A 24,521-nucleotide genomic window follows, 5' to 3' on the forward strand; every position below is an offset into this window, starting at 1 on the left:
CATGCATTCACAGCTATCCGTACCCCTGAAAGCCGACACCATACCGGCGCTGGTATTTGAAGCATCACGCCGTTTTACCGGCAGCCCTGCCATCGAGGATCAGGGAGAAAAGATCGACTATGCCGACCTGTCCAGCCGGGCGCTGGAAGTGGCGCGCGGGCTGATGCAGCTGGGTGTAAAGCCCGGTGATCGCGTGGCCGTCTGGGCCCCCAATTCGGCACGCTGGATACTGGCGACCCTTGGGCTGCAGATGGCCGGTGCCGTGCTGGTGCCGATCAATACCCGCATGAAAGCGGCTGAGGCCTGCGACATCATCACCCGCAGTGGCAGCCGTGTTCTGTTCTCGGTGGGGGATTTTCTGGACACGGATTATCCGGCCATGCTGGCAGACAGCTGCGCGGAGCAGCTGGATATGACCATTGTCATGAGTCCGCGCAAAGGGGCGCCTCTTGCCAACAGTCTGGAGTGGGAGGCCTTTATCGAGCAGGGGCAGGCGGTCAGTGAATCCGCTGCTCGTGTGAGGGCCGGGGAGCTGACAGCCGACAGCCTGTCGGACCTGATGTTCACCTCGGGCACCACCGGCAAGCCCAAGGGGGTCATGAGTGCACATGGGGCGGCCCTGCGTGCCTTTTCGGAATTCGTGCGCATTCTGGGCCTGCGCCCGGGGGACCGCTTTCTGGTGGTGAACCCCTTTTTCCACACCTTCGGCTACAAGGCCGGCTGGTTGAGCTGCCTGCTCAGTGGGGCCACGATTTTGCCGCATCCGGTGTTTGATGCCGATGAAGTGCTGGATCGAATTGAGCAAGATCGGGTCAGCGTACTGCCGGGGCCGCCGACACTCTATCTGTCATTGCTGGCACACCCGGAGCTGCAGCGGCGTGACCTCAGTAGCCTGAGAGCGGCCTCCACCGGGGCCTCCACCATTCCGCCCGTATTGATCGAACGGATGCGCAATGAGCTGGGCTTTGATGTGGTGACGACCGCCTATGGCCTGACCGAATGTGGTGGCCTTGCGACCATCTGTGATCCGGACGATCCGGCTGAAACAGTCGCCGGCACCAGTGGCAAGGCGATTCCCGGTACCGAGGTCGCCATTCTGGATAAGGACGGTAACCGGTTGGGGGCGAATGAAAGCGGTGAAATCTGTATTCGCGGCTTTCATGTGATGCAGGGTTATTTCCAGAACCCCGAAGCGACGGCTGAAACCATTGATGCCGATAACTGGCTGCATACCGGTGATATCGGCACCCTCGATGAGCGGGGCTATCTGCGGATTACCGGTCGTCTGAAAGACATGTTCATCGTGGGCGGGTTCAACTGCTACCCGGCCGAAATCGAAGCGGCACTGGTCGAACATCCTGAGGTGGCGCAAGCCGCTGTCATTGGTGTGCCGGATGAGCGCATGGGAGAGGTCGGTTGTGCCTTCGTGGTCAAGCGTCACGGAAGCCAGCTGGATGCCGGCGGACTCATCCAGTGGTCACGCCAGAACATGGCCAATTATAAGGTGCCGCGCCAGGTACGCTTCGTGTCTGCACTGCCCGTCAACGCCTCCAATAAGGTCGACAAGCTGGTCCTCAAGCGGGACTTCACCAACACCTGAAAACAGCACTTCCGGAGGGCTTCGATGCCCTCCGGCGCAACCATCCCTTCCGAACAATCCGCACCGCGTGATCGCCACCGGCTGTCATGCTATCGTCCCGCCGACATCACCCGCGATTCCTGCCCGTGCACCCGAGTGCAGGTTCGTTCAGGGAGCAGTTTTAGCGTTTAACGGACAGCTGTGCATGAATCTACGTGAAGCAACGCCAGAGGACTGGGAACAGATCTGGCCCATTTTCCACGCCATCGTCAGTGCCGGCGATACCTATGCCTATGCGCGCGATACCACCTGTGAGCAGGGTGAAAGACTGTGGCTGGAACAGCCTCGTACCACCTGGGTGGTAGATGATGGCGGTCAGATTCTGGCCACCTACTACCTGAAGACAAACCAGGCGGGCCCGGGTAAGCATGTCTGCAACTGTGGTTACATGGTGTCGCCTCAGGCCCGAGGCAGAGGGCTGGCCACGCTGATGTGCGAACACTCTCAACAGCTGGCGCGTGAGCTGGGCTATCGGGCGATGCAGTTCAATTTCGTGGCTGCCAGCAACACGGGGGCGGTTCGACTGTGGCACAGGCTGGGGTTCGAGACGGTGGGGCGTTTACCCAAGGCCTTTAATCACCCCGAGCAGGGGTATGTGGATGCGCTGGTGATGTATAAGTGGCTGCAGGATGAGCCTCAGGCTTGAGGCCCGTTGAGACTGCTCCGATTCGGCTTTATTTCAGTACGAAGAAGCAGAACTGGCCAAAGAGATGAATATGAGAGCCTTTTTGCTATCGGTCGGTGCGGTGTTGTTGAGTGGCTGTACCCAACTGGGGTTGAGTCTTGCCAACCTGCCTGCCCGCTTCAGTGATACCGAGATCATCCGTGACCTGGCGTACGGGCCGGACCAGCAGCACCGTCTGGACATCTATCTCCCGGACGGGGCCAGTGCGAGCTATCCTGTGCTGGTGTTCTTTTACGGCGGGCGCTGGACCGAAGGCGATAAAGCCATGTATCCCTTTGTGGGCGAGGCTTTTGCCAGTCGCGGCTATATCACCGTGATTGCGGATTACCGCAAGTATCCGCAGGTACGCTTTCCTGCCTTCGTACAGGATGGCGCCCGCGCCCTGGCCTGGGTGCACGAGCATATTGATCGCTTTGGGGGTGATGCCGGCAGGCTGTTTCTGGCCGGGCACTCTTCAGGTGCCCATATAGCGTCTCTTTTGGTGGCAGACGAGCGCTATCTGCAAGAGCAGGGCAAACGGCCCGATATCGTGTCGGCCTTTGTCGGACTGGCAGGGCCGTATGACTTTATTCCCAACGAAGATGACCTGATTGATATCTTTGGCCCGCCAGAGCGCTATCCCCAAATGCAGACCACACAATTTATTGATGGCAGTGAGCCGCCCATGTTGCTGTTGTGGGGCGAAGCAGATGAGCTGGTGTGGCGGCGTAATATCGATTTGCTCAGTCAGCGGATTCGGGAAGCCTCGGGGCAGGTGACCACACGCACCTATGCCGGGATCGATCATATAGGCATTCTGGCCAGCCTGACCTGGTTTTTGCAGCAGCAACGACCGGTCATGACCGATGTGCTCAGCTTTCTGGAGCGTCACCGCGGCGATGACCCGGGGACTGATTCGGGCTAGAATTGCAGCCCCAATCGCCGGTATACAGTGACCGGCACATGTTAAGCCTGTTGCCTGATGAGGAACCGCATGAGTCTCGACTGGAATATTTGCGAGCAGACCCACCCCTTTGATGCAGAGGCGCCGACTGCGGCTGGTTACCGTTTTCATCATGCCGAGTCGGACGCAGCGGAAGATCCGGCCATCAAACAGGCTATGGAAGCCAGCCTTGAAAAGGCGGTTAGCCTGCTGGACAGTAATGTGAAAAACGAATCACTGTTCTTTATGGCGGAGTGGAATCCGGCGGGAGGCGTGTTACGTCTGTCGGTGACCGATGGTCAGAAAGCCAACGACGCGGAAGACATCGTCTGTACCCGCTTCAATGCGCTGGTTGGTGGTGAATCCGGCGGTGAGCTGACGGAGAAGGTGAGTTTCTGGGTGAAGGACTTCTTGTCCATCTGTGAACACTTCATGAATTTTTCGCTGGTTGCGCTGTTTACTGACACCAGCCGTGAGCGTGTGCAGATTCTGTAACAAGGAAACGGGTGGCGATGGCACTTTCGCCACCCGTTGAGATCAGCTGTCGCTGGTCGCCATTGCCTCTTTGCGCGGCGTGCCTGCAGCCGTTGCACGATTCGCTTTCACCTCACCAGTATCCCGGTTCGCTGCCGTTGCCGGCTGACGCGACAGAACAGGACTCGGTTTTACGTTCAGCCAGCAGGCCAGTGCCGGCAGCAGGAAGATGGCACCCAGCACATTCACCATGAACATGAAGGCCAGCAGAATGCCCATATCGGCCTGGAACTTGAGTGCCGAGAAGGCCCAGGTCCCCACACCGATGGTCATGGTTACGGCGGTGAACACCGCAGCCGTGCCGCGCTGGCGCATTGCCTCATAGAAAGAGGTGCGCAGATCCACGCCCCGTTTCAGCGAGTGCTGCATCTGTTCGTAGATATAGATGCCGTAGTCCACGCCCACACCCACACCCAGTGCAATGACCGGCAGGGTCGCCACTTTCAGGCCGATGCCGAGCGTGGCCATCAGGGCGTTACACAGAATGGTCACCAGCGTCAGCGGTACGATCACGCAGAGAACCCCGCGCCAGGAGCGGAAGGTTATCCAGCACAGCAGAGTGATGGCGCTGAAGATGGAGATCAGCATCTGCACTTCGGCGGTTTCCACCGCTTCGTTGGTGGCCGCGGCCACCCCGGCGTTACCGCCGGCCAGGCGGAATTCGACACCCTCTACATTCAGAGTGTCGATAAACCCTTCGATTTCACCGATCACATGCTTGAGCGTGTCGTTCTGGTGGTTATCCAGGTACACCATCATGTTGATGGTTTTGCATAGCTCATTGTTCAGGCCCAGCTCCGGGTTGGCTGCCTGGCTGCCCGAGCGCAACGCCATGGAGGAACGCTGCAGAGTGCGCCACAGCGGGTTGCCTTCGTTATTGCCGGACACGTACAGCTTGGCCATGCCGGCCACGGTACTGACCGACTGAACCCCCGGTACGCCCCGCATGTGGAAGTCGAAGCGATCAACGGCATTCATCACTTCCCAGTCCAGACAGGCTTCAGAGGCGCGGTCGGTTTCCACGTATACCGAGAGCACATCCATGCCGATGGAGTAGTCACTGATGATCTTGTCGTTATCCTGGTTGTAGCGGGAATCCGCCCGCAGCTCGGGTACCCCGGTGCCGATGTCCCCGGTCAGCAGGGAGCGGGACTGCCAGGTGCCCAGCGCCAGCAGGACCAGCATGATGCTGATGCTGGCCAGTGCCGGTCGTGGCTGAGACAGGGCGGAAATCTTCCACCACAGCGGGTGTTTTTCATGGGCACTGTCGTCGGCCTTCAGGGCCATTTTCTCCAGTCTCAGGTGCGACAGGATGATCGGCATGAACATCTTGTTGGTGAGGATCATCAGTGCCACGCCCAGACAGGCGGTGACGCCCAGTTCATGCACGATGGGGATATCGATCACCATGATCACCATAAAGCCCAGGGCGTTGGCCAGAAGCGCAACGGTACCGGGAATGGCCAGTTTGCGGATGGCGCTTTCGGCCGCTTCGATCGCACTCATGCCGGACAGGACATCCAGTTTCCAGGCGTTGGTCATCTGTACCGCGTGAGAGACTCCGATGGAGAAGATCAGGAAGGGAACCAGAACCGACATGGGGTCGATGCCATAGCCGATCAGCGGCAGGATGCCCAGCAGCCAGATGACGGGCAGCAGCGCCACCACAATGGCCAGCAGTGTCAGGCGCAAAGAGCGGGAGTAGAGCCACAGCAGGGCAAAGGTGATGGCAAAGGCGACCGCGAAAAACACGACGACAGTCATCAGGCCATCCATCACATCCCCCATCACCTTGGAAAAGCCGATGATGTGCACGTTGATATTGTCATCGCTCAACTGGCTGCGGATCTTTTCAAGGTGACGCGCCACGGCGGCATAGTCGGTTTTCTCGCCGGTTTCCGGATCCAGCTCCAGCAGCTCGGCCTGCACCATGGCGGACTTGAGGTCATTGGAGACCAGATTGCCCACCTGGCCGGACTTCTGCACGTTGGAACGGACCTGAGCCAGCCCCTCGGCATCTGCCGTAAACCGGGAGGGAATTACCACACCGCCGGTGAAGCCGTATTCGGTGACTTCGATGTAGCGCACTTCCGGCGTAAACAGCGAGCGGACGCTGGGGCGGCTGATACCGGGGGTAAAGAACACCTCGTCGGTGGCTTCACGCAGCTTGTCCATGAACTCGGCGTTGTAGATGTCGCCTTCGCCGGTCCACTCAAGGCTGACCATTACCCGGTTGGCTCCGGTGAACTCTGCAGAGTGTTCCAGAAAGGCCTGCATATACTCATGCTTGAGCGGGATCAGCTTGTTGAAGCCGGGGTCGAAGCGCGTCTGAACGGCCGAGAACCCCAGCAGAACGGTAATCAGAAGAAACATCAGGCCCAGCGGCTTGCGCGCGGTGATCAGGAACCGGGCCGAACTGTCGACAAAGCGTTGTACGAGTGAAGGCTGGTGCGGCATGATCAGGCTCCTTTCGACGTTTTCAGGTCTGCCAGCGACAGGGCCGGCAGCAGGCCACGATCACTGCTCATCAGCAGCTCCCCCGAGTCCAGCCGTGCCAGGTCGGTCACGGTCATGCGCCCGCCCTTGTGCAGAAAATTGAAACTGCGCCCGCCATCTTCACTGCGCAGCAGCACGCCGCCCTGACCCGCGAGCAGCAGGTCGCCGTTCTCGAGCTGTCGATGCGCAAATAAAGAAGCTTTCAGCTTGCCGCCCACGGATTCCCAGGTGGCGCCGTTGTCTTCACTGCGGAAGATGTTGCCGCGCATGCCGTAAATGACCCAGACATCACCGGCCAGGTTGAAGCCGCCGTAGAAGGAGCCGTTGTAAAACTCGGGAATCGGCTGCCAGTTCTGGCCGCTGTCGGTGGAGCGGAAGACGGTGCCTGCCTCACCCACGATGAGCCAGGTACGGTGATCTTCAGACGGCAAGAGGGCGTTCAGGTGCCAGTCCGTTCCATTGGGGGGCGGCATTTCGGACCAGCTGCGGCCATCGTCACTGGATACCAGTGCCTGACCGAATGCCCCGATCGCCATCCATACACCTGATGGCAACTGATTAACGCTCAGCAGCGGTTCACCGCCGGGGTTAAAGGCCACTTCCTGCCAGCTGTTGCCGCCATCGGTGGTGCGCAGAATCCAGCCTTCGTGGCCGATGGCCAGGCCGTTGTTCTGATCCGTGAAATGCAGGCGCGTAATCAGCGCATGGCGCTGATGCGACAGGGTTGCCCGGGTCCAGCTTTTGCCCTGATCGGTGGAGATCAGGATGTGGCCCAGTTCACCGGCGGACAGAAGCCCGGCCGAGGTTTGGGTGATGCTGGTGAGGTTCATGTTGGTCACCGGGATCTGACGGGGGCCGAGTGGATCGGTATCCCGGTGCGAGAACGCAAAGATTCCCGCCGCGGCGACGATCAGTGAGACGGCGATGCCAAGGGTCACACGCATGGCAAAACTCCTTATGTTGAGGCCTTCAGGCAGGGTTTGTTTTTGTACTACTGGCCTGGTGCTCGAACAGTACGGTTTCCATTATTCGCAGACAGGTGCGAGCGGCATCGTCCAAATGGGCTAGGGGTGGCTGACGGTGATAACTGGTGAGGGCTGTTAGTCCGAATTGACGATGAGTACGCACGAAGCGTGTGGAAATCTGCGAGTCGTAAGGAGAAGGTCGGTGCAGCCGGTCATGCCCGATCAACATAAATAATAATCGAGGAGACTCGTGCAATGGGCGTGTTGACGAACAACTTCATAGCAGCGACAGCCGATGAAGAATATATGACGCCGGAAGCGGTCCGCCTGGTCAAGGCAGCCGAAGAGCTGGCGCCCACCCTGAAAGAGCGTGCGCGCGATGCGGACAATGCGGGCATGGTGCCGCGTGAAACGGTTAAGCAGATGCAGGAAGCAGGTCTGTTTCGTGTCCTTCAGCCCAAGCGCTGGGGGGGATACGAGCTGGATCCGCGCGTGTTTTACCGTGTACAGATGGCACTGGCCAAGGGCTGCATGTCCACGGCCTGGATCTATGGCGTGATTGGGGTTCACAACTGGCAGCTGCCGCTGTTCCCGGAGCAGGCGCAGCAGGATGTCTGGGCTGACGGCAATGACGGCACCCTGATCGCATCCACCTATATGCCGGTCGGCAAGGCCGAGGCGGTCGACGGTGGATATCGCTTCTCCGGCCGCTGGGGCTTCTCCAGTGGTGTTGACCACTGCGACTGGATTTTCCTGGGCGGTCTGCTGCCGAAGAAAGACAACCCGGATGAGCTGGAGCACACCACCTTCCTGTTGCCGCGCAGTGACTTTGAAGTCGTCGAAAACTGGGATGTACATGGCCTGCGTGCCACCGGCAGTCATGACATTGTGGTGAAGGATGCCTTTGTTCCGACACACCGTACTCACCGTACCAACGACCACTCCGATGCGGGCTGCCCGGGTCGTGAAACCAATACGGGCTGGATCTACAGGATTCCGTTTACTCAGGTATTCCAGCGTGCCGTGTCCTCTGCCTGTTTGGGTGCCACCGATGGTGCGATTGAAGAGTTCCGTACCCGTGCCGGCGCGCATGTCGGCAAGCATGGCGCGAAGACGGCAGAAGACCCCAATGCCCAGCTGGCGGTTGCCGAAGCGATGATTGCGGTGGATCAGCTCAAACTGGTGCTGTTCCGCAACTATGCACGCATCGTGCACTGTGCCAAGACCGGCGAGAAAATGCCGGTTGAAGAGCGTCTGATGCAGCGGGCACAGGCATCGCTGGTGCCCAAGCTGTGTGCCGAAAGGGTGAGCGAGCTCCTGCGCGCCTGTGCCGCATCCGGGCTCTACCGTGACAATCCGATCGAGCGCATTTTCCGGGATATTCATCAGGCGCGCGGCCATATCGCCAACAATGCCGATGCCTACGCCCGTGCCAGCGGTGCCGTCATGCTGGGGCTGCCCAATACCGACCCGTACATCTAAGGAGTAAGCCATGAGCAGCACGTCCCGCTATCACAGCCTTCAGGTGGAGCAGGTGGTTCAGGAAACTGAGGATGCCGTCTCCTTGCAGTTTGTTGTCGGGGCCGATCTGGCCGATCGGTTCCAGTACCGTCCGGGTCAGTTCCTGACCCTACGCTTGCCCTGGCAGGGCGAGCACCTGTTGCGGTGTTACTCCATGTCGAGCGCGCCGCAGGTGGATACGCGCCTGCGCGTGACCATCAAGCGAGTGGTAGAGGGACGTGGTTCCAATTGGGTCTGTGACAACGTCAAGGCCGGCGATCACATTGAAGTGATGCCACCGGCCGGGGTGTTCACGCCCCAGTCACTGGATGGCGAGTTTCTGCTCTTTGCCGGTGGCAGCGGTATTACTCCGGTGTTTTCAATCTTGCGCTCGGTATTGCTGCGCGGACGAGGCCAGGTACGGTTGATTTATGCCAACCGTGACGAAGCGTCGATCATTTTCCGCGAGCCGCTCAAGGAGTTGCTGGAGCAGTATGCGGACCGGCTGGATGTGATTCATCTGCTGGACTCTGTGCAGGGGCGTCCGACGGTAGGGCTGCTGAAGCGACTGGCCAGAGGCATGGGCAAGGCACAGGCCTTTATCTGTGGTCCGGGCCCGTTCATGGATGCCGCTGAAACGGCACTGCAGGAGCTGAAGGTCGCGCAGCAGAACATTCACGTGGAACGTTTTGTTTCTCTGCCTTCGGAGGAGGCACGCGATCAGGAGTTGCGTGAGGCGCTCAGTGGTTCAGCCGAGGTTGAGCAATCGGTGGTGTCCATTGAGCTGGATGGTCAGGCCCATGAGCTTCAGTGCCAGGGTGATGAAACCATTCTGGAGGCCGCCATGCGTGCGGGGGTAGACCTGCCCTATTCCTGTGAAGCGGGCATGTGTGCGTCCTGTATGTGTGAAGTAACCGAAGGTGAGGTGAAACTGCTGCATAACGACGTGCTGGATGAACGAGATCTGGCCAATGGCATGACGCTGACCTGTCAGGCGGTGCCGCGAACCGGGCAGGTGCACCTGAAATACACCTGATCGGACGCTTTCGATTCAACCCCTTTCAAGACCGGCGGCTGCCGGTCTTTTCGGTTTAGTCTCATTGGACGATGGCAGCCATCGGTCACCCTCTTAATCTGAAATGACTGACTGCGCAGGTGTAAACGCCTGTCTGTCGGGCACCTGCAGGGTGTGCGGCAGCGAGTCTGTATCTCTGGATAACAACAACTCAGGAGACACATTATGCAGGGCTGTCTACAGGGCAAGGTCGCATTCATTACCGGTGGCGGCAGTGGTATTGGCGCGGCCACCGCCGAACGTTTTGCACAGGAAGGGGCGCATGTGGTGATCTGCGGTCGCCGACTAGAACCGCTGGAAGCGGTTGTCAGCCGTATTCGTGCCGGCGGCGGTGAGGCCGAAGCGGTGCAGGCGGATGTGAGCAACGAAGCGGCTTTTGTCGGAGCGCTTGAATCCGTAGCTGAGCGTCATGGCCAGCTGGATATTCTGGTCAACAATGCCATGGCCTTTAACTGGGGCAGCATCGAGGAGATGAGTACCGAAGACTGGCATGCCAACTTCACCACTTCGGTGGATGGCACCTTCTGGGGTACCCGTACCGCTCTTAAGCTGATGAAGCAGCAGGGTGGCTCCATCATCAACCTGTCCTCCATCTGCGGTGAGCTGGGAACCCCCTGGATGTCCGGTTACTCCGCCTCCAAGGCGGCGGTCACCAACTTTTCCCGTGCAGCAGCGGGGGAGGGGGCTCCCTATGGCATCCGCGTGAACGTGGTCATTCCGGCGGTTGTCGAAACCCCGGCAACCGAGGGCATGCTGTCGGACGAAAACGCACGCAAGAGCACTGAAAAGCTGATTCCCATGGGGCGTGTAGGACAGCCCGAAGAGCTGGCCAACGCCATCCTTTTCCTGGCCAGCGATCAGGCGTCCTATATCACCGGTGCCACTCTGCCGGTGGATGGTGGTCGTTCGGCCGTACTGGTGACCGCGCTGGATTGAGGAGCTTCACATGAAAGCAGCCAAACTGGATTCAGTGGTCGGGACTGAGCCCCTGTTCAAACCGGTCACCATGGGAGCGCTCTCGCTTGCCAACCGCATTGTGATGGCGCCCATGACACGCAACCGGGCCGATGCTGATGGTACGCCCAATGCGCTGATGGTGGAGCATTATGCCGCGCGTGCAGAGGCGGGCCTGATTGTGGCCGAAGGTACCTGGCCCAGCGTGACCGGGCAGGCTTATTGTCGTCAGCCCGGGATTGAAACCGCGCAGCAGGTTGCTGCCTGGCGCAAGGTGACGGACGCCGTACATGAGAAGGGCGGCAGAATCATTCTGCAGATCATGCATGCCGGGCGTATCGGCAGCAGCAAGATCAAGCCCGAAGGCGTAGAGAGCATAGCCCCCTCGGCGCTTCAGGCGCAGGGTGAGGTGTATACCGACGCGGCCGGCATGCAGCCCTTTGACGTCCCCCGTGCGCTCAGTACGAAAGAGGTGGAGGCGGTGGTCGAAGAGCACCGTCAGGCGGCCCTGAACGCACGTGAAGCGGGCTTTGACGGTGTGGAGCTGCATTGCACCAGTGGATATCTGCCGATGCAGTTCATGTGCACCGGTACCAATCAGCGCACCGACCGTTATGGCGGCAGCCTGGAAAACCGGGTGCGCTTTGCAGCGGAATGCCTGCAGGCGATGAGCGATGCCATCGGTGCGGATCGGGTGGGCTTTCGTATCAACCCGGGTAACACCTTCAATGACACCCGGGATGACGACAGTGCTGCCACCCATGCGGCGTTGATGGAGGTGGCCAGCCGGATCGGCGTCGCCTTTGTCCACATCATGCGCTCCCCCGACCCGTCGATTGATGCCTTTGCACTGGCCCGTCAGCACTTCACGGGCAGTCTGATTCTGAACGACAGTTTCCAGCCGGAAAGTGCGGCTGAAGCGATCAAAAACGGCGAGGGTGATGCGGTCTCTTTTGCCCGTCATTTCATTGCCAATCCGGATCTGGTGACACGCATCCGTCAGGGGCTGGCGCTGGCTCGCTTTGATCGCAAAACCATCTATACCCCGGGGCCGGCCGGTTATACCGACTATCCCACGGCGGCAGAATAATTCGAGGAAAGCAGTATGAAAGTATTGGTACCGGTAAAACGTGTCATCGATTACAACGTGAAAGTGCGCGTAAAGTCCGATGGCTCCGGCGTGGATTTGAACAACGTTAAAATGGCGATCAACCCCTTTGACGAGATTGCCATCGAGGAGGCCGTGCGTCTGAAAGAAGCCGGTACTGCCTCTGAAGTGGTCGTGGTCAGCATCGGCCCCAAGCAGAGTCAGGAAGTGCTGCGCACCGCACTGGCCGTAGGCGCTGACCGCGCGATTCATCTGGAAACCGATGATGAGCTGGAACCCCTGGCTGTTGCCAAGTGCCTCAAACAGGTGGTGGCGGATGAACAGCCGGAGCTGGTGATCTGTGGCAAGCAGGCGATCGATGACGATTCCAACCAGACCGGTCAGATGCTGGCGGCACTGTTGGGCTGGCCGCAGGGAACCTTTGCTTCAGAAGTTGCCCCGGAGGCAGGCGTGGTGAAGGTAACACGCGAAATTGATGGTGGTCTGGAAACCGTTCAGCTCAACCTGCCTGCCGTGGTCACCAGCGATTTGCGCCTGAACGAGCCGCGCTATGCATCCCTGCCCAACATTATGAAGGCGAAGAAAAAGCCGCTGGAAGCCAAAGCTGTGGCGGAGCTGGGTCTGGATGTGTCCCCTCGCCTGAAAGCGGTGAACTATGCGCCGCCGGCCGCCCGTCAGGGAGGCATTAAGGTGGAGTCCGTGGGTGAACTGGTTGAAAAGCTGCGTAACGAAGCGCGTGTGATCTGAGGGGTAGAATGATGAAAACACTGGTCATTGCAGAACATGATAATCAGCAGCTGAACGCCGTAACACAGAACGCGGTCACCGCTGCGGCCGGCCTGCAGGGTGAGGTCGATATTCTGGTAGCGGGCGAAAACGTCGCCGCGGTTGCCGAGCAGGCGGCCGGGGTGTCGGGCGTTGGCACCGTGCTGGTGGCTGATGCGGAGCAGTATGCGGCCCAGCTGGCCGAAGAACTCGCGCCGCTGGTTGTCGAGCAGGTTCAGTCCGGCGGCTATCAGGCGCTGGTGGCACCGAGCTCCACCTTCGGCAAAAATCTGACACCGCGTGTCGCAGCGCTGCTGGATGTTGCGCAAGTCTCTGATGTTATTGAGGTTAAGGGTGTTGGCAGCTACGTTCGCCCCATATATGCTGGCAACGTTATGCTGACGGTCGAGTCGGCTGAGCCGGTACAGGTTCTGACCGTGCGACCGACCGCATTCGATGCAGCCGAGCAAACCGGCAGCGCCGAGATTCGGTCCGTTGAAGCGACCGCAGCTGTCGGAGTCTCCACTCTGGTGGGGCGTGAGCTGAGCAAGTCGGACCGCCCGGAGCTGGGTTCTGCCGAGGTGGTGGTGTCCGGTGGCCGTGGTCTGGGAGATGGTGACAAGTACCGCGAAGTGCTGGAACCGCTGGCAGATCGTCTGGGAGCCGCGCTGGGGGCATCACGTGCCGCCGTCGACGCGGGCTTTGTGCCCAACGATTATCAGGTCGGGCAAACCGGCAAGATCGTTGCGCCTCAGCTGTATCTGGCGGTGGGTATCTCCGGTGCCATCCAGCATCTGGCGGGCATGAGCGACTCCAAGGTGATCGTGGCCATCAACAAGGACCCTGACGCGCCGATTTTCCAGGTAGCCGATTACGGGCTGGAGGGCGACCTGTTTGAACTGGTCCCCGAGCTGACACAGCAGCTGGCCTGACAGGTCGCTGACTGAGCCATGCCACCTGGCCTTGTGCAGGCTTGACAGAGGTGGCATGGCAGACCCTTAATGAAGACAACAATAAAGGGGCAATAATAATGAATCGTATGGACGTAGTGCAGCTGGATAGCTTGCTGTCCGCCCTCTATGAAGCCTCGCTTGATCACGAGTGCTGGGGTGATGCACTGGAACAGATCAAGGCGTTGTTTTCCGCCAACTATGTGACGCTGATTTTGAAAATGCCGGAGACCCAGGATGAAGACGACCTGGGGCTGATGGTCTCCGTGGGTGAGATGGAGAACTCCGGCCGTGTGGTTTACTTTCCCTACCGGCACAACCTGACACCGTTCGTTAACCAGAAACCGGATACCGTCTTCACACAGGAAGACCTGATGACCCCGGAAGAGTGGCATGACTGCCCCTATCGGATTCACTGGTGTGCCTGCAATGACGTCTACCATGTGATGGCGGTTGATATCTCGACGCCTGACTCCGGTACGCTGCGTTTTCGTATTACCCGTCCGGAAGATGCCACGCCCTTCAGTGACGAAGATCGCGAGCTGTGTCGCTTTCTGCTGCCGCATATCCGCCGTGCACTCAATATTCGCAATCTGCTGGATCGCAGCCAGACACTGGGTTCGCTCTACTCCAAGGCGATCAGCCGCCTGTCGATCGCGACCGTACTGATCGACGAAAACGGACAGATTTTGGATGAGAACGTGTTTGCGCGCGAAATTCTGGACAGTGGCGACGGCCTCAAGGTTGTGGGCGGGCGTCTGGAAGCCAGTTATCCGAGTGATAACCGCGAACTGCGCCGTGTCATCAAGGAGGCCTTTGAAGGCTCCCGTTCCGAGTCCGGCACCCGATTGCCCGAAGCGATGTCGGTGACACGCCCGTCCGGTGAGGTGAGTCTTGGTGTCGTCGTCGAGCCCATTCCCTCAACTGCCTGGGCCGAAGGCAAGGGCCAGCCGGCCGCGGTGGTCTATATCCGCGATGCGGTGGGCAAGTCTCAGGCCAGCAACGAAGTGGCCAAAAAGCTGTTTGGCCTGACTCCGGCAGAAACCGCGCTCTCCCTGCAGCTTGCCAACGGACTCTCGCTGGAAGAAGCGGCCGAGGCGCTGAATATTCGCCGCAATACGGCACGCGCCCACCTGCGTGCAATCTTCTCCAAAACCGGGGTGCGTCGCCAGACGGAACTGGTCCGTATCTTCCTCAACAGCGTGGCCGCGCTGGGGCAGGGTGATCAGGATCCCCGCGATTAAACCTCGTCTTGATGGAGTATGTCTCTTTGCCGTGGGTGTAGCACTCTGACTGAAACAGAGGAGCGACACCCATGGCAAACGTTGCATTTATCACCGGTGCGAGTCGAGGCATCGGCCGTGCCACGGCACTGGCCTTTGCCCGCGCCGGTTATGACCTGGCACTCAGTGCCCGTACCCTGGAGCAGGGTGACACCCACCAGCACAGCATTACCGATAAGGATGGCAAGCCGCTTGGCGGCAGCCTTGCGGAGACCGCTGAGGCGGCTCGTCGCTTCGGCGTTGAAGTGAAAGTGGTTCCGATGGACCTGCTGGATGCCGAGTCGGTTGATCGCGCCGTCGCCACCATTGTTGAGCATTTTGGCCATCTGGATGTGCTGATCAACAACGCCATCTACCAGGGGCCTGACCTCAACGCCCGTTTCCTGGACCTTTCCCCCGAGACTCTTGAGCGCATGGCGCGAGGTTACATTCTGGCACCGGTTCAGATTACGCAGAAAGTTCTGCCGGGCATGCTGGCCCGGGGGCAGGGCTGCATCATCAACCTGACCTCCGGGGCCGGCGAATCCGACCCGCCCGTCCCGGCTGATCAGGGGGGCTGGGGTTACGCCTACGGCGCCGGCAAGGCGGCCGTTTCTCGCCTGTCAGGCATTCTGGCCCGCGAGCACGGTCATGCCGGTATACGGGCGTTTACCGTAAACCCGGGTGTGGTCAACACGGAAACCCTCAGAGCCACCATCGGTGAGCGTGGCGTTCAGGCATTGGGCAAGGGCGTCGTCGAGCCCGAGCTGCCCGCTGCCGCTCTGCTCTGGCTGGCAACACGGGCTGAAGCAGACGCTTTCCAGTATCAAACCATTCACGCCCAGCCGTTTGCCCGCGAGCAGGGCATTGATGCTCAGCCGCTTGAACAGGAGTGATGGGCCATGGAATTTCGCTTTACCGAAGAGCAGCAGATGATTCGCGAAACGGCGGCCGGTTTCTTTGCCGACTGCTCGACCTCCGCCGCCGTGCGAGCGGCAATGGTCACGGAGCGGGGGTATGACCTGTCGCTGTGGCGGCAGATCTGTGACGACCTGTATCTGCACGCCATTACCCTGCCGGAGACCATTGGCGGTATGGGGCTGGGCTATGTGGAGCTGATCGCCGTGATGGAGCAGATGGGGCGCTACCTAGTGTGTGCGCCCTATTTTGCCACGGTTTGTCAGGCGGTTCCCGCGCTTCAACTGGCGGATGCCGCGTCCGTATCAGGCCCCTGGCTGGAACGGATATTGGGTGGTGAGACCGCAGCTCTGGCATGGATCGGACAGGAGCGGCCCGGTTGTGAGGCGGTGACAGCGACCTGTGAGGTGGTTGAGGGCGGCTTCCTGCTGTCCGGTGATTACCGTCTGGTTGTGGATGGTCACAGCGCCGATATTCTGGTGCTGGCGGCACGACAGGCCGGTACGGAAGGTCGTGAAGGCATCAGCCTGTTTGTGGTGGACGCGGCTGCCGAGGGTATTCGGCGTCAGTGGACACCTGCGCTGGATCAGACCCGGCATTTGGGGCGTGTTGAGGTCGATAGCCTGTTGTTGCCGGCCGAGGCCTGTTTGGGCAGCTGTGGAGAAGCCGGAACCGTGCTGGAGCAGGTGCTGCAGCTTGCAACCGTTGCTCTGGCTGCCGAGCAGATGGGGGTTGCTCAGCAGGTACAGGATCTGGCTGTTCAGTACACCCGTGAGCGTGAGCAGTTCAATCGCCCCATCGCCAGTTTTCAGGCGATCAAACACAAGGCCGCAGACATGATGCTGCGCACCGAAGTGGCGCGATCTGCCTGTTATTACGCCGCCTGCATCGCTGATGAGGCTTGGCAGGGAGGCGCCATGGCGGCCGAGTTGCCCGAGGCCGCAGCGGTGGCCAAGTCCTACTGCTCCGATGCCTGCTTCAGCAACGCCGGAGAAGCGCTGCAGATGCACGGTGGGGTCGGTTTTACCTGGGAGTACGACGTTCATCTGTATTTCAAGCGTGCCAAAGCGAGTGAACTGATGTTGGGCACGGCCAGCGAGCATCGTGAAACCCTGGCCAAGTTGTTACTGGATGGAGGAGCCAACGCATGAAACTGAGCTTCAGCGCCGAAGACGAGCGTTTCCGCACCGAGGTCGCCGACTGGCTGGCCGCCAATCTGACCGGCGAGTTCGCCAAACTGAAATTCCGTGGTGGTCCCGGTGATGAGCACAGCTTCCCTGAAGCGCGCAAACGCTGGGAGCAGAAACTGGCCGAAGGTGGCTGGACCTGTGTTGGCTGGCCGCAGGCGCACGGTGGCCGCGGCTGCAGTATCGAGCAGCAGGTGATCTTTTTTGAAGAGTACGCACGAGCCGGGGCGCCGGGGCGTGTGGGGCATATCGGCGAAGGGCTGGCCGGTCCCACAATCATTGCCTTTGGCACGCCGGAGCAGCAGGCCAAGTACCTGCCCGGCATTCTCAATGGCACCGAGCTCTGGTGTCAGGGCTACTCAGAACCGGGCGCGGGTTCCGATCTGGCCAACGTCAAGACCAGGGCCCGGTTCGATACCGAGCGCAACCAGTGGGTGATCAACGGCCAGAAGGTCTGGACCTCGCTGGCGCATGAGTCCGATTATTGCTTCGTGATTGCACGTACCGATCCTGATTCAGTGGGGCACAAGGGGCTTGGCTTCTTTCTGGTCAACATGGATCAGCCGGGGGTGGATGTGCGACCCATCGAGCAGATCACCGGCACCTCGGAATTCAACGAGGTGTTCTTCGACGACGCTGTTTGTGATGCCGGGGATATTGTTGGTGAGCCGGGCGATGGCTGGAAGGTGGCGATGGGGTTGTTGGGCTTCGAGCGCGGCGTTTCCACGCTGGGGCAGCAGATGCAATTCCAGAACGAACTGGACGAAGTGGTCCGGGTTGCCAGAGCAAATGGCAGGGACCGTGATCCGGTGATTCGACAGCGTATTGCACAGGCTCATGCCGAGCTGAAGATCATGCGCTATAACAGTTTGCGCATGCTGTCAGGTCAGAGCGGCAGTGACGGTAGCCTGCAGGGCGAAGCACTGATCTACAAGCTGTTCTGGTCCAGCTGGCACCGAAGTCTGGGTGAGCTGGCAATCGATGTGTGCGGTCAGGAAGGTCAGCTGCTGGAAGCGGCACCCTATGAACTGACGCGCCTGCAGTCGCTGTTCCTGTTCGTGCGTTCCGACACCATTTACGGTGGCAGCAACCAGATACAACGCAACATTATTGCCGAGCGCGGGCTGGAGATGCCACGTGAGCCCAAATGGCGCTAACAGGAGGTCCCATGTCAGAAGTACGTCAGCAGGCGTTTACTCCTTTTCAACTGGGCCCCATCACGCTCAGAAATCGGTTTATCCGTGCCGGTGCCAACGAGGCGATGAGCCTGAACGGCACCCCGACCCGCGCAATGGTCAAGCATCACCGCGATATGGCACGTGGCGGCGTGGCGTTGACCACCGTTGCCTACGGAGCGGTCTCCAAACGGGGGCGGACCCTGCCCAACCAGATCTGGCTGCGTGAAGAGATCATGCCTGACCTGCGAGCACTTACCGATGCGGTGCATGCTGAAGGGGGCAAGATCTCCATGCAGCTGACCCACGGCGGTTCCTTTGTTACCTCGATCAAGATAAAGGGGCGTACCATCAGCGCTTCCTCCGGCATCAACAAGGCAGGGCTCCTGTGTGGCAACCTCCTGCAGCGGGCGATGAAAGAGCAGGACATGGCGCAGGTGATCGACGAGTTCGTCGCGGCGGCCAGAGTCTGCCGTGACGCCGGCTTTGATGCCGTGGAACTGCACATGGGGCACGGGTATCTGCTGAATCAGTTCATCTCGCCCCTGTCCAACAAGCGCAAGGACGAATATGGCGGCAGTGCCGAGAATCGAGCCCGTTTTCCCGCTCGTGTACTCAAGGCGGTGAAAGAGGCGGTCGGACAGGACCTTGCCATTCTGGCCAAGATTAATGTGTCTGATGGTGTTCGGAAAGGTGCCACCGTTGAGGATGCCATTGTCACCGGCCGAATCCTGCAGGCGGCCGGTGCCGATATGCTGGTGCTGTCGGGTGGGCGCAACATCGAATCCGGCTGGTTCATGTTCGGCAGCAACATGAACCTGGACGAGATGAGCAAGGTGCTGGCCGATCAGAAGCTGACGCTGGCCATGATCAAGCTGTCTCAGAAGGGCGTGCCGAAGGTGAAATTCCGGCCCATGTATTTCCTCGATTATTCACGCAGGCTGCGCGCCGAGCTGGATATTCCGCTCGGTTACCTGGGCGGCGTTTCATCCATCGATGACGTGGAAAAGGCTATGGCTGAAGGCTTTGAAGCGGTGGTCATGGCCCGGCCGCTGCTGCACGATCCGGAGCTGGTGCGCAAGTTCCAGCAGGGGCTGGTCAACAGGAGTGGCTGTACCCATTGCAACGGTTGTGTGCCCTACATCTATCATCCCGGCGGCACCCGCTGCATCGAAAACCCGCCCAACGACGTGGCGTTGAATCAACAGCCGGCGCGAGTGGAAGTGGTATAGCCACTATAACGAACAAAAAAAGACCCCCGGGGTGTGCGGCCGCCGGGGGCAAAAAACCATGGTGAAATGGTTGGAACAACAGGAATAAGTCGTGTTCAGGCGGTCAGGCTGCCGCCGTTCAACGGGTGGATCTGGCCGGTCACCCAGCTGGCTTCCTCAGAGGCCAGATAGACGACACCTGCGCCCACATCCTCCGGCGAGCCCGCGCGCGGTACCATACAGCTCTTGGCCGCGATTCTCTCCGAGCCTTCCCAGTTATTCATGGTACCGAGGGATAGGCCGTTAACAGTGATGCCCTGTTTGCCGGTTTCGGCGGCCAGTTGGCGAATAAACCCTACCGCACCGGCCTTGGAGGCGGCATAGGCCGCAATCCCCATGGGCACGCCTGCCCGCCAGGACTCGGAGGTGATGCAGATGATGCGGCCCCAGCCCTGGGTCAGCATGCCGGGCAGCACTGCCTGAGTCGCGTGCATCAGCGCCATCAGGTTCAGGTCCAGAAACTGCCGCCACTGGGCCGGATCAGAGTCGATAAAACGGTCATAGCCCATACCATCAACCGGCACGCCCGCGTTGGCGACAAAAATATCAATGTGCCCGAAAGCCTCCTGCACTGACGCGACCATCCGTTTCAGTTGCGCAGGATCGGTAATATCGGCGGCCACGCCGATGGCGTCGAAACCTTCCTGATGCAGCTGTTCGGCTGCCTGATTGGCACGGTCCTGATAAAAGTCGTTAATGGCTACACGGGCACCCTGGCGGGCCAGTGCACGGGCCACACCGAGCCCCATGCCACGGCCGGCGCCGGTCACAAGAGCGGTTTTGCCCTTGAGCGAAAACATCGGTTCCATCTGCACACTCCTTTAATTGTGCTGTGCGGGTTTATTCACCCGTGAACTGCGGGTGCCGCTTGTCCAGAAATGCCTGCATCCCTTCCTGCTGGTCGCGTGAAGCGAACAGCATGGCGTTGGCCTTGCGCTCCAGTGAGAGGGCACTTTCAAGCGAAGCGTCCATGCCGTGCAGAATGCACTCCTTGATCTGTTCTGCCGCGAGCGGTGGCATGCGCGCGATGGTACGCGCGGTCTTGAGCGCTGTGTCCATCACTTCATCATCGGCACAGACTTCACTGACCAGCCCGGCTACCCAGGCTTCATGTGCGCTGATGGGACGACCTGTCAGGGCCATGCTCATCGCCTTGGCCTTGCCGATGGCTCGCACCAGCCGCTGGGTGCCGCCAATGCCCGGCATGATGCCGATGCGGATTTCCGGCTGGCAGAAACTGGCGCTTTCGCCGGCAATGAGAATGTCGGCATGCATGGCCAGCTCGCAGCCGCCACCAAAGGCATAGCCACTGATCGCCGCTACCACGGGTTTGGGGCAGTTCTGAATGGGTGCCCAGACGCGCTCGGTATGGCGCTTGTAGATCTCGATCGGGTCCGCATCGATCAGGCCGGTAATGTCACCGCCAGCTGCGAACACCTTGTCACCGCCGGTCAGGATGATGCAGCGCACGCTGTCGTCATCAGCCAGTTCCGTGAAGCGTCGATTGAGCTGCTGTTGCAATTCCAGACTGAGCGCATTGGTGGCCTGAGGGCGGTTGAGCCGCAGCACGGCGACCCCCTCAGCCGGTCGCTCCAGCAGCAGAGTATCTTCGGGAGGTTGTGAATCGGACACGGCACTCGCCTCGCTGACAATGGATAGTGATGGCGATTCTGTCAGCACGGGGCAAATAAACATCGTCCGTTCAGACGAAGAGTGAGCAACGGGCCGCTGATTAGACTGCATGCATCAAGAAACATAAGGAGGCGTGTATGACGCAGTTTGATTACAGCGGCCAGGTGGTGCTGGTGACCGGCGGCACCAAGGGAATCGGTGCCGGTATCGCCCGTGCGTTTCTGGCGGCAGGCGCCACCGTGATTGTATGTGGCCGCAATGCGCCGGAACAGCTGCCCTGTGCGCAGGATCGTGAAGCGGTCTTCATGCCGCTGGACGTACGCGACTACGAGGCGGCAGAACAGCTCATGCAGACCATTGTAAACGAATACGGTCGACTGGACGTGCTGGTCAACAATGCCGGAGGAGCGCCCCACGCGCTGGCTGGCGACGTGTCACCGCGCTTCCATGAGGGCATTTTGCGCCTGAACCTGATTGCACCGCTGAATATGGCCCAGCTGGCCAATCGTCACATGCAGCAGCAGGAGCAGGGCGGCAGCATCATTTTTATCGGCAGCATCAGTGCACTGCGCGCCTCGCCCGGTACCGCGGCCTACGGTGCTGCCAAGGCCGGCATTTTGTCCCTGACTGCCTCTCTGGCGGTGGAGTGGGCACCCAGGGTGCGCGTGGTCGCGGTGAGCCCGGGGCTGGTGGAAACCGAGCAATCGCATCTGCATTACGGCGATGAAGCCGGTATTGCCGCCGTGGCGGCCACCATCCCGGCCGGTCGCATGGCTACACCCGAAGACATTGGCAATGCCTGCCTGTACATGGCATCTCCCATCGCCTCCTATGCCGGGGGCAGCAACCTGCTGCTCAACGGTGGTGGCGAAAAACCCGCATTCTTGCAGGCCAAAGCGGCCGACAACTGAATACAACCCGGCGCCGCCCGCGACCGGGTGGCCCCATATCGTAAAGGAGACGTATCTTGGCTGATTACGAATGGTTATCGGAAGTGCGTTCCATGGTGGGGCGGGAATATGGCCGCATCTACGCATGGGATGAAGTGAACCCGGCGATGGTTCGGCAGTGGTGTGAAGTCATGGGCGTGGATAACCCGCTCTATACCGACCCCGAATATGCTGCAACGACCGAGTTCGGTGAGCTGGTAGCCCCGCCGGCCATGCTGCAGGCCTGGTGTCTGGAAGGTCTGCACATGAACAACTATCCGCCGGGGTCTACCGATGAAAACCCCTACGAAGTGCTGGGCCTGATTGAGGCTCAGGGCTATCCGGCAGTGGTTGCCGTGAACTCGGAGCTGACCTTCGATCGCTACGTTCGCATGGGTGAAAAGCTGTACTACACCACCCTGATCAAGGAAGTCAGCGAAGAGAAAACCACTGCTCTGGGCACCGGCTTCTTTGTCACTCAGGTGATGTCGTTCTTCTCTGAAAAGCCCGAGGGCGACGAGAAGGTGGGCGAACTGTTGTTCCGCGTGATCAAGTTCAAGCCGGCTCAGCAGCCCAAGCCGGTCGAGAAGAGCGAGTCGGCAGTGCCCAAGATCAAGCGTCCCAAACCGGGGATCAGCGACGATACCCGTTTCTTCTGGGAAGGCTGCGAAGCGGGCGAGCTGCGCATCCAGCAGTGCAACAGCTGCAACAAGCTGCAGCACCCGCCGGCACCGGTGTGCAGCCACTGTCATAGCTTCGAGTTGGGCTATCAGGTCAGCCCCGGCAAGGGCGAACTCTACTCTTTCGTGGTGATGCACTACCCGGAAGTACCGCCGTTTGATTACCCCAACCCGATCGGACTGATCCAGCTGGATGAAGGTGTTCGCATCCCGGCCGGTCTGGTGGGCGTGGAGCCCTCTGAACTGAAGATCGGCCAGCGCGTGCAGGTCGAATTCCAAACCTTTGACGACGAGTTGACCCTGCCGCTGTTTCGGCCGGTGTCTGCCTGAGGAGGACGCATGGATTTCTCATTGACTGAAGACCAGCGCGCCATTGCCGAGATGGCAGGCGGTCTGTTTACCGATTTTTGCACTGATGAGTCACTGCGTGACTTTGACGAGTCCGGCGCCACCCTGATGCAGGACCTCTGGCAGACCTGTATCGAAACCGGGCTGCACTCCCTGTATATCCCGGAAGCGGCCGGCGGCAGTGGTCTCGGCATGACCGAGCTGATGCTGGTGCTGGAAGCCCAGGGCAAGGGGCTGGGTCTGGTGCCGTTGTGGCGCCATCAGGTGGCGGCGGCCGCGCTGGCTGAGTTTGCGCCGCAGCATTTTGCCGGTGTGCTGGAAGCCGCAGCCAGCGCCGATCAGGTCCTGACACTCAATACAGCCGATCAGAGTCGGGCGACTGGTCTGGAGTTGACTGCTACTCAAAACGCCAATGGCTGGGAGCTCAACGGCATTGCCTATGCGGTCCCCGGTGTGGCTGAAGCAGCGGCAGCGCTGGTGCTGGTGCAGACCGAGCAGGGCGTGCGACCGGCCTGCGTCAATTTTGAGACCGCCGGATTGAAGCGCGTCGAGGGCGTGCTGACGCAGGGTGAAAGCGTTGCGGATCTGGAGTTCGACAACGTGCAACTGCCGGCAGAAGCGGTACTGCCGTCGGAAGCCACCGGTTGGCTGGAAACCCGTGCCATTGCGGCTCAGGCGGCACTTCAGCTGGGTGTCAGCGCCGAGCAGATTCGTCGCACCGTTGAATACGTGACCGAGCGTGTCCAGTTCGGTCGTCCCATCGGCCAGTTTCAGGCAGTGCAGATGAGCATGGCTGACTGTCAGGTGGCGCTGGAAGCGCTGCGTTCGGCGCTCTGGCAGCTCTGCTATCGCATTGACGCCGGCCTGCCGGCACCGTCCGAAGCGCTTGCTACGGCCTGGCTGGCCAGCGAAGCCGGTCACAAGATCGGTCACGTTGCCCAGCACGTGCACGGTGGTATCGGCGTGGACAAAACCTATCCGATTCACCGTTTTCTCTACTGGAGCCGCGCCCTGAGTCTGGGCCTGGGCGGCAGCCGAGCCACGCTTGAGCGTCTCGGTGACTGGTTGGCAACTCACGATACCCTGGGATGGAAATATGACCTCGAAGAAAACCATGCGATTTGAAGATGTCAGCCTCGGTGATCAGCTGCCGCCGCTGGAAATTCCGATTACCGTTGCGCTGATTACCGGCGGTGCCATCGCGACCCGTGACTACTTCCCGGGCCACCACGACAAGGATGCGGCACAGGAACTGGGGTCGCCGCACGTGTTCATGAACATTCTGACCACCAGCGGCCTGGTAGAACGGTTTGTCGAGCAGTGGTGCGGCCCGGAAGGACGTTTTCAGGATCTGAAAATCCGTCTGGGCGCGCCGAACTATCCCGGCGACACCATGACCTTCAAGGGCGAAATCACCGCGCTGGATGCGGACTCTCGCACCGCCGAGGTGACCCTGAAGGGCAAGAATTCCATGGGCAATCACGTCACCGGCACGGTGGCGGTGACCCTGCCCTGAGCCGGAGGAG

General features: G+C 60.1%; 23 protein-coding genes. 19 read left to right on the forward strand and 4 right to left on the reverse strand.

Features of this window, described 5'->3' with window-relative positions:
- The first annotated feature begins 1 nt into the window (after window position 1).
- The 4 genes from H9C73_RS01755 to H9C73_RS01770 all read left to right on the forward strand — a co-directional run bounded on the left by H9C73_RS01755 (window position 2) and on the right by H9C73_RS01770 (window position 3,741).
- Window positions 2-1,600 carry a FadD3 family acyl-CoA ligase gene (locus tag H9C73_RS01755; protein WP_236014023.1) on the forward strand — a complete coding sequence of 533 codons (1,599 nt, stop codon included), beginning with the start codon at window positions 2-4 and terminating at the stop codon, window positions 1,598-1,600.
- Window positions 1,601-1,784: 184 nt separating this feature from the next.
- The gene (locus H9C73_RS01760) at window positions 1,785-2,285 is read left to right on the forward strand and encodes a GNAT family N-acetyltransferase (protein WP_209286063.1); all 501 of its coding nucleotides are present in this window, start codon (window positions 1,785-1,787) and stop codon (window positions 2,283-2,285) included.
- A gap of 70 nt (window positions 2,286-2,355) precedes the next feature.
- Window positions 2,356-3,228: an alpha/beta hydrolase gene (locus H9C73_RS01765; RefSeq protein ID WP_209286064.1), complete on the forward strand. Its 873-nt coding sequence runs from the start codon at window positions 2,356-2,358 to the stop codon at window positions 3,226-3,228.
- 69 nt (window positions 3,229-3,297) lie between these two features.
- The gene (locus tag H9C73_RS01770) at window positions 3,298-3,741 is read left to right on the forward strand and encodes a hypothetical protein (RefSeq protein ID WP_209286065.1); all 444 of its coding nucleotides are present in this window, start codon (window positions 3,298-3,300) and stop codon (window positions 3,739-3,741) included.
- Between the two features lie 42 nt (window positions 3,742-3,783).
- On the opposite strand, the gene H9C73_RS01775 is transcribed toward H9C73_RS01770, so the two are convergent.
- Together H9C73_RS01775 and H9C73_RS01780 are read right to left on the reverse strand one after the other, a co-directional pair.
- Window positions 3,784-6,237 (reverse strand): efflux RND transporter permease subunit, encoded by a 2,454-nt coding sequence (locus H9C73_RS01775; RefSeq protein WP_236014024.1) that lies wholly within the window; start codon window positions 6,235-6,237, stop codon window positions 3,784-3,786.
- 2 nt (window positions 6,238-6,239) lie between these two features.
- Window positions 6,240-7,220 carry a WD40/YVTN/BNR-like repeat-containing protein gene (locus H9C73_RS01780; RefSeq protein WP_209286066.1) on the reverse strand — a complete coding sequence of 327 codons (981 nt, stop codon included), beginning with the start codon at window positions 7,218-7,220 and terminating at the stop codon, window positions 6,240-6,242.
- Window positions 7,221-7,496: 276 nt separating this feature from the next.
- Between H9C73_RS01780 and H9C73_RS01785 the strand changes: the two genes are divergently transcribed.
- The 11 genes from H9C73_RS01785 (at window position 7,497) to H9C73_RS01835 (ending at window position 19,367) form a co-directional block, all read left to right on the forward strand.
- Window positions 7,497-8,723, forward strand: coding sequence for an acyl-CoA dehydrogenase family protein (locus H9C73_RS01785; RefSeq protein WP_209286067.1), 1,227 nt, complete (start codon window positions 7,497-7,499; stop codon window positions 8,721-8,723).
- Between the two features lie 10 nt (window positions 8,724-8,733).
- Window positions 8,734-9,777 carry a ferredoxin--NADP reductase gene (locus H9C73_RS01790; protein WP_209286068.1) on the forward strand — a complete coding sequence of 348 codons (1,044 nt, stop codon included), beginning with the start codon at window positions 8,734-8,736 and terminating at the stop codon, window positions 9,775-9,777.
- A gap of 204 nt (window positions 9,778-9,981) precedes the next feature.
- Entirely contained in the window at window positions 9,982-10,752 is a 771-nt protein-coding gene (locus H9C73_RS01795) for an SDR family NAD(P)-dependent oxidoreductase (protein ID WP_209286069.1), read from the forward strand.
- A 10-nt stretch (window positions 10,753-10,762) separates the two neighbouring features.
- The gene (locus H9C73_RS01800; protein ID WP_209286070.1) at window positions 10,763-11,860 is read left to right on the forward strand and encodes an alkene reductase; all 1,098 of its coding nucleotides are present in this window, start codon (window positions 10,763-10,765) and stop codon (window positions 11,858-11,860) included.
- A 15-nt stretch (window positions 11,861-11,875) separates the two neighbouring features.
- Entirely contained in the window at window positions 11,876-12,625 is a 750-nt protein-coding gene (locus H9C73_RS01805) for an electron transfer flavoprotein subunit beta/FixA family protein (protein ID WP_209286071.1), read from the forward strand.
- 11 nt (window positions 12,626-12,636) lie between these two features.
- Window positions 12,637-13,575 (forward strand): electron transfer flavoprotein subunit alpha/FixB family protein, encoded by a 939-nt coding sequence (locus tag H9C73_RS01810; protein ID WP_209286072.1) that lies wholly within the window; start codon window positions 12,637-12,639, stop codon window positions 13,573-13,575.
- Between the two features lie 98 nt (window positions 13,576-13,673).
- Complete coding sequence (locus H9C73_RS01815) at window positions 13,674-14,837, forward strand: helix-turn-helix transcriptional regulator (RefSeq protein WP_209286073.1); 1,164 nt, start codon at window positions 13,674-13,676, stop codon at window positions 14,835-14,837.
- 71 nt (window positions 14,838-14,908) lie between these two features.
- Window positions 14,909-15,751 carry an SDR family NAD(P)-dependent oxidoreductase gene (locus H9C73_RS01820; RefSeq protein ID WP_209286074.1) on the forward strand — a complete coding sequence of 281 codons (843 nt, stop codon included), beginning with the start codon at window positions 14,909-14,911 and terminating at the stop codon, window positions 15,749-15,751.
- A 6-nt stretch (window positions 15,752-15,757) separates the two neighbouring features.
- Window positions 15,758-16,924, forward strand: a complete 1,167-nt coding sequence (locus H9C73_RS01825; protein WP_209286075.1) for an acyl-CoA dehydrogenase family protein — start codon at window positions 15,758-15,760, stop codon at window positions 16,922-16,924.
- On the forward strand, window positions 16,921-18,117 hold the full coding sequence (locus tag H9C73_RS01830) for an acyl-CoA dehydrogenase family protein (RefSeq protein ID WP_209286076.1): 1,197 nt from the start codon (window positions 16,921-16,923) through the stop codon (window positions 18,115-18,117). The genes H9C73_RS01825 and H9C73_RS01830 overlap by 4 nt, the downstream gene beginning before the upstream one ends.
- Window positions 18,118-18,128: 11 nt before the next feature.
- Complete coding sequence (locus tag H9C73_RS01835; protein WP_209286077.1) at window positions 18,129-19,367, forward strand: NADH:flavin oxidoreductase; 1,239 nt, start codon at window positions 18,129-18,131, stop codon at window positions 19,365-19,367.
- A gap of 95 nt (window positions 19,368-19,462) precedes the next feature.
- On the opposite strand, the gene H9C73_RS01840 is transcribed toward H9C73_RS01835, so the two are convergent.
- Both H9C73_RS01840 and H9C73_RS01845 read right to left on the reverse strand, forming a co-directional pair.
- A complete protein-coding gene (locus H9C73_RS01840; RefSeq protein ID WP_209286078.1) occupies window positions 19,463-20,215 on the reverse strand; it encodes an SDR family NAD(P)-dependent oxidoreductase in 753 nt (250 codons plus the stop codon).
- 31 nt (window positions 20,216-20,246) lie between these two features.
- On the reverse strand, window positions 20,247-21,038 hold the full coding sequence (locus tag H9C73_RS01845) for an enoyl-CoA hydratase (protein WP_209286079.1): 792 nt from the start codon (window positions 21,036-21,038) through the stop codon (window positions 20,247-20,249).
- Between the two features lie 137 nt (window positions 21,039-21,175).
- Between H9C73_RS01845 and H9C73_RS01850 the strand changes: the two genes are divergently transcribed.
- From H9C73_RS01850 to H9C73_RS01865, 4 genes are read left to right on the forward strand one after another with little or no spacing between them, the layout of a single operon-like run.
- Window positions 21,176-21,949, forward strand: coding sequence for an SDR family oxidoreductase (locus tag H9C73_RS01850; RefSeq protein ID WP_209286080.1), 774 nt, complete (start codon window positions 21,176-21,178; stop codon window positions 21,947-21,949).
- Between the two features lie 56 nt (window positions 21,950-22,005).
- Window positions 22,006-22,977: an OB-fold domain-containing protein gene (locus tag H9C73_RS01855; RefSeq protein WP_209286081.1), complete on the forward strand. Its 972-nt coding sequence runs from the start codon at window positions 22,006-22,008 to the stop codon at window positions 22,975-22,977.
- Between the two features lie 9 nt (window positions 22,978-22,986).
- A complete protein-coding gene (locus tag H9C73_RS01860; RefSeq protein ID WP_209286082.1) occupies window positions 22,987-24,120 on the forward strand; it encodes an acyl-CoA dehydrogenase family protein in 1,134 nt (377 codons plus the stop codon).
- Window positions 24,092-24,511, forward strand: a complete 420-nt coding sequence (locus H9C73_RS01865) for a MaoC family dehydratase (protein WP_209286083.1) — start codon at window positions 24,092-24,094, stop codon at window positions 24,509-24,511. The genes H9C73_RS01860 and H9C73_RS01865 overlap by 29 nt, the downstream gene beginning before the upstream one ends.
- Window positions 24,512-24,521 lie beyond the last annotated feature (10 nt).

The sequence above is a fragment of the Marinobacterium alkalitolerans genome, assembly GCF_017776525.1.
Taxonomy (GTDB): domain Bacteria; phylum Pseudomonadota; class Gammaproteobacteria; order Pseudomonadales; family Balneatricaceae; genus Marinobacterium; species Marinobacterium alkalitolerans.